Raw genomic sequence first — 14081 nt, 5'->3', positions numbered from 1 at the left:
CGGAGAAGTTGATCAGAGCCTGACGCCTCACGAGTGTCCCGTGAAGTCCATCGGTACACCTTGTGAGCCACCCCACAGAATTCACCCGCTTGGGCGTCGATCAGGCGTGGCACACTGAGTCTGTACCAGAAGCAGCGCACTCCGGGGTCGGTGAAAGTCCGAACCGGCGGTTACAGTCCGCGACCCGGTCGCTTCCAGCGGCCGGTTGACCAGGTGAAATTCCTGGACCGACGGTTAAAGTCCGGATGGGAGGCAGTGCGCGGCGGGCGGGCATTCGTGCGCGCCGCCGTCTGTTTCGACGTGTCCCACGGGCACGTCGTCCCACGCGGCGTCGCCCCCGGTGTCCCCGCTCGTTTCACATCTGTCGTCATCGACAGGCCCCGGAGTCCGTGCCCTATGAGGCAGGAGGACCCGGGAAGTGTTCACCGGAATCGTCGAAGAGCTGGGTGAAGTCACCGCCGTCGAGAACCTCGGCGACGCCTCACGTTTCCGACTCCGTGGCCCTGTGGTCACCGAAGGTGCACGTCACGGGGACTCCATCGCCGTCAACGGCGTCTGTCTGACCGTCGTCGACCACGAGAACGGCGAGTTCACCGCCGATGTGATGGCGGAGACCCTGGACCGCTCCAGCCTCGGCGCCCTGACCGTCGGCTCCCGCGTCAACCTCGAACGGCCCATGGCCGTGGGCGAGCGGCTCGGCGGGCACATCGTGCAGGGCCATGTGGACGGCACGGGCGAGGTCGTCGAGCGCAAGCCCTCCGAGAACTGGGAGATCGTGAAGATCTCGCTGCCCGCGGACCTCTCGCGCTACGTCGTCGAGAAGGGCTCCATCACCGTCGACGGCATCAGCCTCACCGTCGTCGACGCCGGCCCCGACTTCTTCACCGTCAGCCTCATCCCGACCACCCTCGACCTGACCACCCTGGGCCGCAAGCAGCCCGGCGACCCGGTCAACCTTGAGGTCGACGTGATCGCCAAGTACGTCGAGCGGCTGCTCGGCCCGCAGGGACAGCGGCCTGTGGCGCTGCCCGGCACCGAGGGAGCGACACGGTGAACTGGCTCAACTCCGAGGCGTTCACACTCTTCGGCCAGCACATCAAGTGGGCCGACATGATCGGCAACGTGATCGGGCTGATCGGCCTCGCCCTCGGGTGGCGCCGCTCCATCTGGACCTGGCCCGTCCAGTTCCTGTCCGGCGCGATCCTCCTCGTCGCGTTCGCCACCGCCCACCTCTCGGGCAGCGCGGGCAAGCAGCTGGTGGTCATGGCCGTCGCGGTCTGGGGCTACTGGCAGTGGAACCGCGGCAGGGGCGGCGCGCAGGACGGCTCCATCGCCGTCCGGTTCGCCACCTGGCGCGAACGCGCGTACCTGCTCGGCGCCGCGGCCGTCGGCACCGTCGCCGTCGCGAGCCTGTTCACCGCGTACCCGTCGCTGTCCTGGGACCCCTGGCCCGACGCGTACATATTCGTCGGCACGGTCGTCGCGATGTACGCCCAGGCGCGCGGCATGGTCGAGTTCTGGTTCGCCTGGCTGCTCGTCGACCTGGTGGGCGTGCCGCTCAACTTCGCCAACGGCTTCGCGTTCTCCGGATTCGTCTACATCATCTACGGCGCGCTCGTCCTGTGGGGCATGCGCGACTGGTGGCTGCGCTCCCGCAAGGCCGGGCAGCCCGTCCTGGAAGGAGCCCCGGCATGACGACAACGCCGGTTTGGTACAGCACGGGTCATGACGAGGACGCCTCGGACTTCTCCCTCGACCCGGTCGAGAAGGCCATCGCGGACATCGCCGCCGGCCGCCCGGTCGTGGTCGTCGACGACGAGGACCGCGAGAACGAGGGCGACCTCGTCATCGCCGCCGAGAAGGCGACCCCCGAGATCATCGCCTTCATGATGAGCGAGTGCCGCGGTCTGATCTGCGCCCCCATGGAGGGCGACGAACTCGACCGCCTCCAGCTCCCGCAGATGGTCGAGAACAACACCGAGTCGATGCGCACGGCCTTCACGGTCTCCGTCGACGCGGGCCCCGCCTCCGGCGTGACCACCGGCATCTCCGCCGCCGACCGCGCCACCACCCTGCGCCTGCTCGCGGGAGGGCAGGCGGGAGCGGCCGACTTCGTACGCCCCGGCCACATCTTCCCGCTGCGCGCCAAGCCCGGCGGTGTGCTCGTCCGCAACGGCCACACCGAGGCCGCCGTCGACCTCGCGCGGCTCGCGGGCCTGCGCCCGGCCGGCGCCATCGTCGAGATCGCCGGCGAGGACGGGCGGATGCTGCGCCTGCCCGAGCTGATCCCGTTCGCCCGCAAGCACGGGCTGACGATCATCTCCATCGAGGACCTGATCGCCTACCGCCGCACCGCCGAGCCCACGGTCCGCCGCGAGGCCAAGACGCAACTGCCCACCGCATTCGGTGAGTTCACCGCGTACGGCTACCGCTCCACCGTCGACGGCGTCGAGCACGTGGCACTGGTCCACGGCGAGATCGGCGACGGCGACGACGTCGTCGTGCGCATCCACTCCGAATGCCTCACCGGGGACGTCTTCCACTCCCTGCGCTGCGACTGCGGCCCCCAGCTCGAAGCGTCGCTGCAGCGCATCCAGGCCGAGGGCCGCGGCGTCGTCGTCTACCTCCGCGGCCACGAGGGGCGCGGCATCGGGCTGCTGTCCAAGCTGCGCGCGTACGAGCTCCAGGAGCGCGGCCGGGACACCCTGGACGCCAACCTCGAACTCGGCCTGCCCGCCGACGCCCGCGACTACGCGGCCGGGGCGCAGATCCTTGAGGACCTCGGGGTGCGCAGCCTGCGGCTGATGACGAACAACCCCGACAAGACGGCCGCGCTCGTCCGCCACGGCCTCCAGGTCACCGAGCGCGAACCGATGCCCGTGACGGCGGGCGAGCACAACCTCCGGTACCTGCGCACCAAGCGGGACCGGATGGGGCACGACCTGCCCTGGCTGGACACGACCACCGTGTCGGCCTGCGGCAACCAGTGACCTGTAACAAGTAATCAGTAGCTGCACAGCACTGCACTGCACGAGGAGACACAGACGTGAGCGGCAAGGGCGCACCCGAACTGTCCGTACGCAACTGCGGTGACCTGCGGGTCGCCGTCATCGCGGCACAGTGGCACGAGAAGGTCATGGACGGACTCGTCGACGGCGCGCTGCGCGCCCTGCGCGAGCTGGGCATCGACGAGCCGACCCTCCTGCGGGTCCCCGGCAGCTTCGAGCTGCCGGTCGTCGCGAAGGTCCTCGCGGGCCGCGGCTACGACGCGATCGTCGCGCTCGGCGTCGTCATCCGCGGCGGCACCCCGCACTTCGAGTACGTGTGCCAGGGCGTCACCCAGGGCCTCACCCAGGTCTCCGTCGAGACCGGGGTCCCCATCGGCTTCGGCGTGCTGACCGTCGACACCGAGGAGCAGGCCCTGGACCGCGCGGGCATCGAGGGCTCGAACGAGGACAAGGGGCACGAGGCGGTGACGGCGGCCGTGGCGACCGCGGCCACCCTGCGCTCGGTATCCGAGCCCTGGCGCTGACGTAGGCCCGCGACCGCGTAGGGTGAGGACCACCATGTCCAAGAAGACTTTCGAGGAGCTCTTCACCGAGCTCCAGCACAAGGCAGCCACCGGCGACCCCGCCACCTCCCGCACCGCGGAACTGGTCGGCAAGGGGGTCCATGCCATCGGCAAGAAGGTCGTCGAAGAGGCCGCCGAGGTCTGGATGGCCGCGGAGCACGAGGGCAAGGAAGCAGCCGCCGAGGAGATCTCGCAGCTGCTCTACCACGTCCAGGTGATGATGGTCGCCCGCGGCATCAGCCTGGACGACGTGTACGCCCACCTCTGAGCCGTCTCCGCGCCCTCGCACCGACACCCGTATCCGCAACCGCACTCGCACCGCACCCGCACGAACGAAGGAAGCCGACCTCATGCTGCGCATCGCCGTCCCCAACAAGGGTTCCCTGTCAGGCCCCGCGGGGGAGATGCTGCATGAGGCCGGCTACCAGCAGCGCCGGGAGGCCAAGGAGCTGCGGATCGTCGACCCGGAGAACGAGGTCGAGTTCTTCTACCTCCGCCCCCGCGACATCGCGATCTACGTCTCCTCCGGCAAGCTCGACATCGGCATCACCGGCCGTGACCTGCTCATCGACTCCGCGGCCGACGCGGAGGAGATCCTGCCCCTCGGCTTCGCCCGCTCCACCTTCCGCTTCGCCACCAAGCCCGGCACGGCCGAGGCCCTCGACGACCTCGCGGGCAAGACCGTCGCCACCTCGTACGAGGGCATCGTCGCGAAGTACCTCGCCGACCAGGGCGTCGACGCGTCCGTCGTGCACCTCGACGGCGCCGTCGAGACGGCCATCGAACTCGGTGTCGCCGAGGTCATCGCGGACGTCGTCGAGACCGGCACCTCGCTGCGCAACGCGGGCCTTGAGGTCTTCGGCGACCCGATCATGAAGTCCGAGGCGGTCGTCATCCGCCGCACCGGCGCGGAGACCACCGGGTCCAACGGAGAAACAGAGCCCAAGGTCCAGCAGTTCCTGCGCCGCCTCCAGGGCGTCCTCGTCGCGCGGACCTACGTGATGATGGACTACGACTGCCGCGTCGAGCAGCTGGAGAAGGCCGTCGCGCTCACTCCGGGCCTGGAGTCGCCGACCGTCTCGCCGCTCCACAACGAGGGCTGGGTCGCCGTGCGCGCCATGGTCCCGTCCAAGGAGGCCCAGCGGATCATGGACGACCTGTACGAGATCGGCGCGCGGGCCATCCTCACCACGGCCATCCACGCCTGCCGCCTCTGAGCTGCCTGCGACTGCGACTGCGACTGCGACTCCGACTCCGAGTACTTCGAGGAACAGCTTCGCCATGCCGGACACCACCGAGCCGCCCGCCCTCCCCGTGACCTTCAGGCCCGGGCGCACCCGGGCCGTACTGCTGACCGCCGGTGCCACGATCTTTGTGGTCATCACCACGGTCGCCCTGCTGCTCGAAAAGCTCGGACCGGGGGAGCGGCTCAGCTTCGTCTTCACCGCGGCGCTGCTCTTCGGCGTCCTCGTGCTGCTCGCCCGCCCGAAGGTCGTCGCGGACGAGTCCGGGGTCACCGTCGTCAACATCGCCAGCAGGCGGCGCCTCGCCTGGGCGGAGATCGTGCAGGTCAACCTGCGTCCCGGAGACCCCTGGGTCTTTCTGAACCTCAGCGACGGCACCAGCCTGCCCGTGCTCGGCATCCAGCCGGGCATCGCCAAGCAGCACGCCATCAGCGACGCCCGCGCGCTGCGCGCCCTCGCCGAGGCCCGCTCCCCCGGCGGGCCGGACGGGCCGTCCGACGGCCCGCACGACGAACATCACGGCTGACTCCCGGCCTTCCACCCTGCCGTACGGGCCCATGTCTTGATTAATCTGTTGGCGGAGGCGTTTTCGTTGCGCCTCCGCCGCTGACTTCCCCCCGGAACTCAGCGGCCCCCTGCTATTCGAGGAGTGACTCCCTCCAGCGATGGACGGATCGTCCTGTAGTACCTGCGCCGCCCCCTCCCGACCCATCGAGGCGGCGGCATGACCATCCCCCTGCTGCTCCTCGGGGCGGCGTTCCTGTTGATCCTCGCCAACGGCTTCTTCGTGGCGGCCGAGTTCGGCCTCGTCACGGTGGAGCGCCCCGACGCCGAGAAGGCTGCGGCCGAAGGCGACCGGCGGGCCCGTACCGTCGTCAGTTCCCTCAAGGAACTCTCCTTCCAGCTGTCCGGCACCCAGCTCGGCATCACCATCACCTCGCTGGTCGTCGGCATGCTCGCCGAACCGGCGCTCGCCGAGCTGCTGAACGGCCCCTTCACCGCCGTCGGCATCCCCGAGGGCGCCGTGTCCGGTGTCGCCGTGGTCGTCGGCATGCTGCTGGCCTCGGCCGTGCAGATGGTGATCGGCGAACTCGTGCCCAAGAACTGGGCGGTGTCCCGCCCGTTGCAGGTCGCGCGGTTCGTCGCGGGCCCGCAGCACGTCTTCTCGACCCTGTTCCGGCCGGTGATCGCCGCCTTGAACTCCGTCGCCAACCGGCTCGTACGTGCTCTGGGCGTCGAGCCCACGGCGGAGCTGGCCTCCGCGCGCACCCCCGGCGAGCTGGTCTCCCTGGCCCGGCACTCGGCCCAGGCCGGCGCGCTGGAGCAGGACACCGCCGACCTGTTCGTACGCACCCTCTCCCTGGGCGACCTGACCGCGCAGCACGTCATGACCCCGCGGGTGAAGGTCAGCGCCCTCCAGTCCTCCGCGACCGCCGAGGACGTCGTCAACCTCACCCGCGCCACCGGCCTCTCCCGCTTCCCCGTCTACCGGGAGCGGATCGACGAGATCGTCGGCATGGTGCACCTCAAGGACGCCCTCGCCGTGCCCTCGCACGACCGGCTGCGGATGCCGGTCACCCGGATCGCCCAGGCCCCGCTGCTCGTCCCGGAGACCCTGCCCGTACAGCCCCTCCTGGAGCGGCTGCGCAACGAGCAGCCCATCGCCGTCGTCGTCGACGAGTACGGCGGCACGGCCGGGGTCGTCACCCTGGAGGACATCGTCGAGGAGCTCGTCGGCGAGGTCCGCGACGAGCACGACGGCCAGGACGTGCCGGAGCTCGCCGCCGCGCCGCCCGAGGACGGCCGGCCCGCCTGGGACGCCGACGGCAGCTGCCGCGTCGACATCCTCCTGCGCATCGGCCTGGACGTCCCCGAGGGCCCGTACGAGACGGTCGCCGGCCTCGTCGCCGACCTGCTCGGACGTATTCCGGCCCCCGGCGACCGGGCCGAGCTGCCCGGCTGGCGCCTCTCGGTGCGCCAGGTCGGCCACTACCGCGCGGAGCGGGTCAGGCTGGTCAAGACGGCCGAGGCCGGGACCACCCCTGTCTCCGCCCCCGTTTCCACCTCCACGTCCGCCCCTGTTCCCGCCCCTGTTTCCGTCTCCGCGGCGGAGGCCGTCCGATGAGCGTGCTCCAACTCCTCTTCGCCGGTCTGCTCGTGCTCGCCAACGGCTTCTTCGTCGGCGCCGAGTTCGCCCTGGTCTCCGTACGGCGCAGCCAGATCGAACCGCTCGGCACGGCACGGGCCCGCCAGGTCATGTACGGCCTGGAGAACCTGCCGCACATGATGGCCGCCGCGCAGTTCGGCATCACCATCTGCTCGCTGACCCTGGGCGCGGTCGCCGAGCCCACCGTGGCGCACCTCCTGGAGCCGGTCTTCCACGCCGTGCACCTGCCCGAGGGCATGATCCACCCGCTCGGGTACGTCATAGCGCTCGCCGCGGTCGTCTTCCTCCACCTGGTGGTCGGCGAGATGCTGCCGAAGAACCTGGCGATGGCCGCCCCCGAGAAGACCGCGCTGTGGCTCAGCCCCGGCCTGGTCGCCTTCGCCCGGCTGTGCAAGCCGGTCACCGTGGCCCTCGGCGCCTGCGCCCGCGTCATCCTGAAGCTCTTCGGGGTCGAGCCCAGGGACGAGGTCGAGGCGGTCTTCACCAGCGAGCAGCTCAACCGGCTCGTGGAGGACGCCGGCCAGGCCGGTCTGCTCGACCCCGGTGAGCAGGAGCGCCTGGAGGACGCGCTGGAACTGGGCTCGCGCCCGGTCACGGACGTGCTCCTGGACCGCGAGTCGCTGATCAGCGTGGGTCCCTCGGTCACCCCGGGCCAGGTCGTCGCCCTCACCGCCCGCACCGGGTTCTCGCGGTTCCCCGTGGTCGCGGAGAACGGCGCCTTCATGGGCTATCTGCACGTGAAGGACGTACTCGACCTGGAGGAGTCCGAGCGGGCGGTGCCGCAGCAGGTCTGGCGGCCCATGACGACGCTCAGCGCCGAGCTTCCGCTGGACGACGCCCTGACCGTGATGCGCCGCGCCGCGACGCACCTGGCCCAGGTCGCCGACGCGTCGGGCCGGGTCCTGGGCCTGGTCGCCCTGGAGGACGTCCTGGAACTCCTGGTCGGCGAGGTCCGCGACCCGGCCCACCGGGACCGTCCGGCCCCCCGGGTGAACGAGCCCCGCTCATCCCGCCCGGAGCCCGCGGAGCCCCCGCAGCAGGCCCTGGCCAGCTGAAGGACAACAGACTCGCCGTTCCCCGCGCCCCCAAGCAGTGGGGGCGCGGGGAACGGCGCGACAAGCCACGACGCCGCCGCACCCGCGACACGTCAGCAACCCACCGAGCCAGTGGGCGCACCCAACCCCGGAGGGTCCTCGGGGCGCGGGCCCGACGGGGGCTCACACCCCCGAGGGCCCGCGCCCCGAGAGAACCTCCCCGTACGCCTGCATGAGATCGGCCAGCCGAAGCGTCGCCAGATCATCCCGCGTCAGATGCCCCGGATACCCGGAAAGCCGCAGATCCCGATAGGCGCAGCTCTTCTCGTACAACGTACGCAGGAACCGCCCGTTCCCCAGCTCGTCGATCCACCCCTGATCGACGACGTGCCCACTGATGGAGCGGAGCTCGTCGAGCGCCTCCTCGTCCCACACGTCCCCGTTCTCCCCCGCCAGCACCTCACCGATCGAGGTCAGCTCAAGAGGCCGGTACGAGGGGAAGTCGACCCGCGTCGTGAACCGGGACGACAGCCCGGGATTGGCGGCGAGCAGCCGGTCCATGCCCTCCGGATACCCCGCGAGGATCACCACCAGATGATCCCGGTTGTCCTCGGCCCGCTTCAGCAGCACCTGCAGCGCCTCGTCCCCGTACGCGTCCCCCTTGCCGTACCCGGAGTTGGACAGCGAGTAGGCCTCGTCGACGAAGAGCACCCCACCGATCGCGGAGTCGATCAGCTCGTTGGCCTTCACCGCGGTCTGGCCGAGATACTCGCCCACCAGATCGGCCCGCTGCGCCTCGACGAGATGGTCGCCGCCGAGCAGCCCGAGCGCGTAGAAGACCCGGCCGAGAATGCGCGCCACGGTGGTCTTGCCGGTGCCGGAGGGGCCGGAGAAGACGAAGTGCCGTTTCGGCGGCTGCACGGGCAGCCCCTGCCCGGCCCGCAGCCGGGCCATGTTCAGCTGCGCCGACAGCGCCTTCACCTGGCGTTTCACCGGTTCGAGGCCGACCATGCCCTCCAGTTCCGCCAGCGCCTCTTCGAGGAGCGCGGGATCCGTGGGCCCGGTCGGCAGATGCGGTGGCAGCACCGGCACGACGGCCTTCTCACGGACCCGGTCCGACTCGGACGGGAGCGCGCCGGGCGGCGGCAGCTCGGGGCCGGAGAGCTTCAGGTCGCGGCCCTCGGCGCCGAACAGCGGATCCACACCGTCGGGGCCGTCCAGGATGTCCTGCCCGACCCCCGTCAGCGTGATCGCCGCGAGGTCGGCCGTCTCGTCGTACCCGTCGCCCTCGGAGATCGCGGCGAGCCGGGCCGAGGTGTCCATGAAGGCCGCGTCGACGCGGTGCACCGCCCGGTACAGGGGGAGGGCCGCCGCCGAGCGGCCCGTGCCCTCGTGCGCCCGCGCCAGCCAGTACCGCAGCTCCTTGCGTTGCGGCTGCTCGCTGCGGCAGCGCATCAGCGCCGACGACAGCAGCGGCTCGGCCTGCCCGTACATCTCCAGACGTACCCGTGCCATCCCGCCGAACAGGCCCGCCTCGATGCCCAGCATCGGATCGTCGATCAGCGGGTCCGTGTGCCGGACCAACTGCTCCCAGTCCTTGACGAGATAGGCCCGGCAGGCGTGCAGGAACCGGACCTGCGGATCCGCGTCGACCGGCGGCAGACCCGCCAACGCCCGGTCCAGCTCCGGGACATGACGTCCGTCGAGCCAGTGCGAGGAGTGCGCGAGCAGCAGATCACGCGGCGACTCCAGTACCGGCTGCACCCACCAGCCCAGCCAGTACCAGGAGTTGAGCGTGCGCCGGTGCCGGGTGCGCTGCTCCCCGAAGCGGTCGCGGTGCCGGAACATCCGGAGCAGTGCGGTCGTCGTGTCGATGCGCAGCGCGTGCAGTCCCAGCCAGCCGTCGGCCATCCCCGGGTCCATCCGGACCGCGGCGCGGAACTCCTCCTCCGCCTGCGGATAGGCCCCCATGGTGTAGGCATCCACGCCTCGCAGCCAGGCGAGGTCGGCCGGGGCCTCGGGGCCCTGCGTGCCGAAGTCCATCACGTCCCCCACATACCGTGCCCCCGTTGATCACCGGGCGGGCCGGTGCCCGTCGGCAGTCTTCGTCGAACCGCTGTGCCGCGGACGGGAGTTGCGCGCGGTGCGGAGAGCAGCCGTCCGAAGGTCGCACCAAGAGGCATCGTACCTGCGGGGGAGCGCCGGGCCGTAGGGTGCCGCACGACGGGTTCTTCGAGGTGGGAGCGGACGGGACACGCTCAGGACGGTCACGCAGGGTGAGCGAAATGCGCCTCGGGGCGTCCGCGGAACGCCTGAGGACAGAACGAAGCCCCCGATCACGGGGGAACAACCGGGGGCTTCGCGTCTGTGGGGCGGCCCCGAAGGCCGCTCCTTGAGAACGTAAGACCTGTACGGCCCCTCGGTCAAGCCGAGTTGGGGCACTCAGGCAACTTCTCGGACAGCGGTCTTCACGAGTTCAGCACACAGACGCGGGCCCGTCACGATCCGTGACCGAAAGCGTTCTCAGTGACGTCTCGGCAGGTCCTGGCAGTACCTCATATCCGTCTGAACACTGTCGTACCAGAAGGTCGGCGAACGGCTTCGAAGGGTCTTCGGCGAAGTGCCGGCGCTCCGCGGGGACCCACCCTGCCCAGAAATCGCTCTGCGCCGAACCGTCCCGCAGGCGCCCGCGTGCCCATGCGTCCTCGTGGGGCATCTCCATCCACAGCAGTCCCGCGAGGTGCGGCCGCACCGCACGACGGCCGGCGCCGACCCCCTCGACGAGGACCACGGGTGCGGGCCGCAGGGCGCGGGCCGGTCCGAAGTCGCGCAGCCGCCAGTCGTAGGGGCGGTAGTGCGCGCCCTCGCCTCGGCCCAGCGGTTCGACGACTTCCCCGAGCAGGCGCCCCGTCCACCCGAAGAGCTCTTCGTGGGTGGCGATGTCGTCCAGGTGCAGCACGGGAGCGTCGTCCAGCGCCCCGGCCAGGCGCTCCGCGAAGGTGGTCTTGCCGGAGCCCGCGTGCCCGTCGACGCCGACGAGCCGGACGGGCCCGCAGGAGGGCGGCAGCCGTCGCAGCCGGTCGGCGAGGGTGTGGAGGTGAATGGGGTTTCCCTGGGTGTGGAGGGGTGCGGAGGGGTGCCGAGGGGCGTGGCGAGGTGCGAGGAAGGGGTGTGTATTCCGGAGGAACACTCTACCGAGACCGATATCGGATGAATCGGTCCGCCCGCCCCATCAGTGGTCTCGACCAATATTGGTCGGCGCCGCGACGTCCGAAGTGCTGGCAGAAGCCGTGATCACGTTCCATAGTTGGCCCACGCCCGCACATACGTACCCACGTAGCACCCAGTGGCACCCACGCAGCATCCACGCACTGGACCAGCCCGTTCCGGACACCTGGGGGTCTTCCGTCCATGACCAGCGCCGAACAGCCGTCCCGCAGAACCGTCCTGGCCGCGGCGGTGGCAGCCGCTGCCGCCGGAGCGGCGAGCCCGGCCGCCGCCGCGAGCCCGTCGGCCCGCGCCGCGAGAACCCCGGCCGCCCCTTCGTCGAAAGCACCCTCCGGCCTCGTGGACAACCATGCCTGGACCTCGTACGCCGACTGGCGCGGCGGCACCGCGGAAGGGACCCGTGCCGTGCAGGGGGCCCGGCCCGGCCTGGAGATCCGGACCCCCGAGGGCCGCACCGACTACGCGGACCCGCACACGGGCACGACCGCCACCTGGGAGTACGCCCGCTGGACCTCACCGGTCCACCGCCTCGGTGTCCCCTCCACCGAGGTCATCGCCTCCTGGAACGCGCGGACCCCGGCGGGCACCTGGCTGCAGATCGAGCTGAGAGGCACGTACTCCGACGGCACGGACACCCCCTGGTACGTGATGGGCCGCTGGGCGGCCGGTGACCAGGACATCCGGCGGACCTCGGTCGACGACCAGAGCGACGGCAAGAGCTCGGTCTGGACGGACACCTTCGCCGTCGACGACACGGCCTCCGGGCTGCGCCTGGTGGCGTACCGCCTGCGGCTGACCCTCTACCGCAGGCCCGGGACCAAGGCCACACCGACCGTGTGGCGGCTCGGCGCGATGGGCTCCGACCTCCCCGACCGCTTCACGGTCCCGGCGTCGGCACCCGGTCTCGCACGGGAACTGAAGGTGCCGCGCTACTCGCAGGAGATCCACGTCGGCCAGTACCCCGAGTACGACAACGGCGGCGAGGCCTGGTGCAGCCCGACCTCCTCCCAGATGATCATCGAGTACTGGGGGCGGAAGCCCACGGCCGCCGACCTGGCCTGGGTCAAGCCCGAGTACGCGGACCCGCAGGTGTGCCACGCTGCCAGGTTCACCTTCGACTATCAGTACGACGGCTGCGGCAACTGGCCCTTCAACGCCGCGTACGCCGCCACCTACAAGGACCTGCAGGGCGTGGTGACCCGGCTGCGCTCGCTCACCGATCTGGAGACGCTGATCGCCGCCGGTGTGCCGGCCATCACGTCCCAGTCGTTCCTCGCGTCCGAACTGACCGGCGCCGGGTACGGCACGGCCGGGCATCTGATGACGGTCGTCGGCTTCACCGCCGACGGTGACGTCATCGCCAACGACCCGAACTCGCCGGACAACGAGGCGGTACGGCGCGTCTACAAGCGGCGCGAGTGGGAGAACATCTGGCTCAGGACGAAGAGGTACAACGCCGCCGGGAACGTCGTCTCCGGCACCGGCGGTGTCTGCTACCTCTACTTCCCGGCCCAGCCCACGGACGCCCAGCGCAAGGCCCTGGCGGCGGTCGGCGTGCGCTGAGCCCGGACAGTCGTACGGCACAGGGGTGGCCCCGCGCGGCGGAGCCGCCCCTGTGGTGTGTGCCACACCGGCCGGTCGCGGGTGACCAAGCTCTCCCCCGCAAAAGCCCGATCCGATGGCAAGGTGGACGAACCGGTGGGACAAGTCAGTCCGAACCGGCGGGGGAGTCCATCGCAAGCCGACCGTGAGTGAGCCGCCATGACCACGACCTCTGCCACCGCCGGACACCTCCGCGCCCGGACGGGCGGCCCCAAGGACGACGGCCCGAAGATCCTTGAGCACGTCATGGGCTGGACCTTCGTGCTGGTGCTCGCGATGTTCGTGACGCAGCTCGGCCTCGTCTGACGCCAGGACCGCGACCGCCCGGTCGAAAAGAGTCGCGGAGAGTCCTGGGGAATCCTGCGGAGGCCTGGAGAGTCGAAGCGAGTCGAAGAGACTCGAACAGGCGGCTCGTACGGCTCTGCCATACTGCGGAAGTCCCGCTCGCGGTTGGAGACCAGGTCCGCAATTGACTAACAGTCCACAGCGCGGTGCCGACCGCCCCGGAGCGCGCGGCACCGACCGTTCCCTGGCCCGCCGTGCCGAACTCATCGTCATCGGGCGGAAGTTGTTCGCCGACACGTCCTACGACGCCCTCTCGATGGACGACATCGCCAAGCAGGCACATGTCGCCAAGGGGCTGATCTACTACTACTTCCGCTCCAAGCGCGGCTACTACCTGGCGATCGTCGAGGACTCGGTGGCCGAGCTGATATCCCGGGCGGCCAGCGGTCTCGAACTGCCCCCGGAGGAACGGGTGCACCGCACGATCGACGGCTACCTGCGCTACGCCGAGCACAACCAGGCCGCGTACCGGACCATCATCAGCGGCGGTGTCGGCTTCGACGCCGAGGTGCTCGCCATTCGCGACGGTGTGCGGGAAGCCATCGTCGAGACGATCGCCGAAGGGGCGTACGGGCGACCGAAGGTGGGCCCGCTGCCGCGCACCGCGCTGCTGGGCTGGCTGTGCAGTGTGGAGGGGGCCACCCTCGACTGGATCGACCACCGCGGCCTGCCGCGCGACCTGATGCGCGAGCTGCTGGTGAAGATGCTAGGTGGCACGATGCGGGCCATCGAGGAGCTGGACGTCTCCTACCCGGCCCCCCAGGCCGCCCGCCGCACCACCTGAGGCAACAGACGCCCCCCCCGCCAGGCAGACGCCACCCGAGACGGCAGGCACCGCCCGGTACGGCAGTCGGGGCGGGGGCCGTTTCCGGCTCCCCGCCCCGACTGCC

The 14081-nt window shown here is 70.6% G+C and carries 14 protein-coding genes and 1 riboswitch; of the genes, 12 read left to right on the top strand and 2 right to left on the bottom strand.

The genetic code is table 11. The features are described from left to right. Positions 1 to 132: 132 nt before the first annotated feature. Positions 133 to 263: riboswitch (FMN riboswitch) on the top strand. Between the two features lie 155 nt (positions 264 to 418). From C6Y14_RS28070 to C6Y14_RS28030, 9 genes are all read left to right on the top strand, one after another. Beyond that, positions 419 to 1054, top strand: a complete 636-nt coding sequence (locus tag C6Y14_RS28070) for a riboflavin synthase (RefSeq protein WP_107019641.1) — start codon at positions 419 to 421, stop codon at positions 1052 to 1054. Beyond that, positions 1051 to 1695, top strand: coding sequence for a nicotinamide mononucleotide transporter family protein (locus C6Y14_RS28065; protein WP_107019640.1), 645 nt, complete (start codon positions 1051 to 1053; stop codon positions 1693 to 1695). The genes C6Y14_RS28070 and C6Y14_RS28065 overlap by 4 nt, the downstream gene beginning before the upstream one ends. Then, positions 1692 to 2990, top strand: a complete 1299-nt coding sequence (locus C6Y14_RS28060) for a bifunctional 3,4-dihydroxy-2-butanone-4-phosphate synthase/GTP cyclohydrolase II (protein WP_107019639.1) — start codon at positions 1692 to 1694, stop codon at positions 2988 to 2990. Before C6Y14_RS28065 ends, C6Y14_RS28060 begins: the two co-directional genes overlap by 4 nt. 56 nt (positions 2991 to 3046) lie before the next feature. Beyond that, positions 3047 to 3532 carry a 6,7-dimethyl-8-ribityllumazine synthase gene (ribH, locus tag C6Y14_RS28055; RefSeq protein ID WP_107019638.1) on the top strand — a complete coding sequence of 162 codons (486 nt, stop codon included), beginning with the start codon at positions 3047 to 3049 and terminating at the stop codon, positions 3530 to 3532. A 34-nt stretch (positions 3533 to 3566) separates the two neighbouring features. Beyond that, positions 3567 to 3839: a phosphoribosyl-ATP diphosphatase gene (locus C6Y14_RS28050; RefSeq protein ID WP_107019637.1), complete on the top strand. Its 273-nt coding sequence runs from the start codon at positions 3567 to 3569 to the stop codon at positions 3837 to 3839. An 82-nt stretch (positions 3840 to 3921) separates the two neighbouring features. Continuing rightward, positions 3922 to 4788 (top strand): ATP phosphoribosyltransferase, encoded by an 867-nt coding sequence (hisG, locus tag C6Y14_RS28045; RefSeq protein ID WP_107019636.1) that lies wholly within the window; start codon positions 3922 to 3924, stop codon positions 4786 to 4788. 64 nt (positions 4789 to 4852) lie between these two features. Continuing rightward, positions 4853 to 5341 carry a PH domain-containing protein gene (locus C6Y14_RS28040; RefSeq protein ID WP_107019635.1) on the top strand — a complete coding sequence of 163 codons (489 nt, stop codon included), beginning with the start codon at positions 4853 to 4855 and terminating at the stop codon, positions 5339 to 5341. A gap of 198 nt (positions 5342 to 5539) precedes the next feature. After that, positions 5540 to 6940, top strand: a complete 1401-nt coding sequence (locus C6Y14_RS28035) for a hemolysin family protein (protein WP_225891325.1) — start codon at positions 5540 to 5542, stop codon at positions 6938 to 6940. Continuing rightward, entirely contained in the window at positions 6937 to 8037 is a 1101-nt protein-coding gene (locus tag C6Y14_RS28030; protein ID WP_107019634.1) for a hemolysin family protein, read from the top strand. Before C6Y14_RS28035 ends, C6Y14_RS28030 begins: the two co-directional genes overlap by 4 nt. 162 nt (positions 8038 to 8199) lie before the next feature. On the opposite strand, the gene C6Y14_RS28025 is transcribed toward C6Y14_RS28030, so the two are convergent. Both C6Y14_RS28025 and C6Y14_RS28020 read right to left on the bottom strand, forming a co-directional pair. Then, entirely contained in the window at positions 8200 to 10059 is a 1860-nt protein-coding gene (locus C6Y14_RS28025) for an AAA family ATPase (RefSeq protein WP_107019633.1), read from the bottom strand. A 433-nt stretch (positions 10060 to 10492) separates the two neighbouring features. Beyond that, complete coding sequence (locus C6Y14_RS28020) at positions 10493 to 11119, bottom strand: uridine kinase family protein (protein WP_107019867.1); 627 nt, start codon at positions 11117 to 11119, stop codon at positions 10493 to 10495. 308 nt (positions 11120 to 11427) lie between these two features. Here C6Y14_RS28020 and C6Y14_RS28015 point away from each other — a divergent pair, with 308 nt between their 5' ends. The 3 genes from C6Y14_RS28015 (at position 11428) to C6Y14_RS28005 (ending at position 13975) form a co-directional block, all read left to right on the top strand. Further along, on the top strand, positions 11428 to 12807 hold the full coding sequence (locus tag C6Y14_RS28015; protein WP_107019632.1) for a peptidase C39 family protein: 1380 nt from the start codon (positions 11428 to 11430) through the stop codon (positions 12805 to 12807). Positions 12808 to 13005: 198 nt separating this feature from the next. Continuing rightward, on the top strand, positions 13006 to 13152 hold the full coding sequence (locus C6Y14_RS28010; protein WP_107019631.1) for an SCO1431 family membrane protein: 147 nt from the start codon (positions 13006 to 13008) through the stop codon (positions 13150 to 13152). A 163-nt stretch (positions 13153 to 13315) separates the two neighbouring features. Beyond that, entirely contained in the window at positions 13316 to 13975 is a 660-nt protein-coding gene (locus C6Y14_RS28005; protein WP_107019630.1) for a TetR/AcrR family transcriptional regulator, read from the top strand. Positions 13976 to 14081 lie beyond the last annotated feature (106 nt).

This window comes from Streptomyces dioscori (assembly GCF_003024195.1).
Lineage (GTDB): Bacteria > Actinomycetota > Actinomycetes > Streptomycetales > Streptomycetaceae > Streptomyces > Streptomyces dioscori.
This window is presented reverse-complemented; position numbering and strand designations above follow the sequence as displayed.

What these genes read in the sequence shown, in the direction of transcription:
- C6Y14_RS28030 (WP_107019634.1), top strand. Translation starts at nt 6,937, where the DNA reads ATGAGCGTGCTCCAACTCCTCTTCGCCGGTCTGCTCGTGCTCGCCAAC.
- C6Y14_RS28010 (WP_107019631.1), top strand. Translation starts at nt 13,006, where the DNA reads ATGACCACGACCTCTGCCACCGCCGGACACCTCCGCGCCCGGACGGGC.
- C6Y14_RS28035 (WP_225891325.1), top strand. Translation starts at nt 5,540, where the DNA reads ATGACCATCCCCCTGCTGCTCCTCGGGGCGGCGTTCCTGTTGATCCTC.
- C6Y14_RS28060 (WP_107019639.1), top strand. Translation starts at nt 1,692, where the DNA reads ATGACGACAACGCCGGTTTGGTACAGCACGGGTCATGACGAGGACGCC.
- C6Y14_RS28050 (WP_107019637.1), top strand. Translation starts at nt 3,567, where the DNA reads ATGTCCAAGAAGACTTTCGAGGAGCTCTTCACCGAGCTCCAGCACAAG.
- C6Y14_RS28040 (WP_107019635.1), top strand. Translation starts at nt 4,853, where the DNA reads ATGCCGGACACCACCGAGCCGCCCGCCCTCCCCGTGACCTTCAGGCCC.
- C6Y14_RS28025 (WP_107019633.1), bottom strand. Translation starts at nt 10,059, where the DNA reads ATGGACTTCGGCACGCAGGGCCCCGAGGCCCCGGCCGACCTCGCCTGG.
- C6Y14_RS28015 (WP_107019632.1), top strand. Translation starts at nt 11,428, where the DNA reads ATGACCAGCGCCGAACAGCCGTCCCGCAGAACCGTCCTGGCCGCGGCG.
- hisG (WP_107019636.1), top strand. Translation starts at nt 3,922, where the DNA reads ATGCTGCGCATCGCCGTCCCCAACAAGGGTTCCCTGTCAGGCCCCGCG.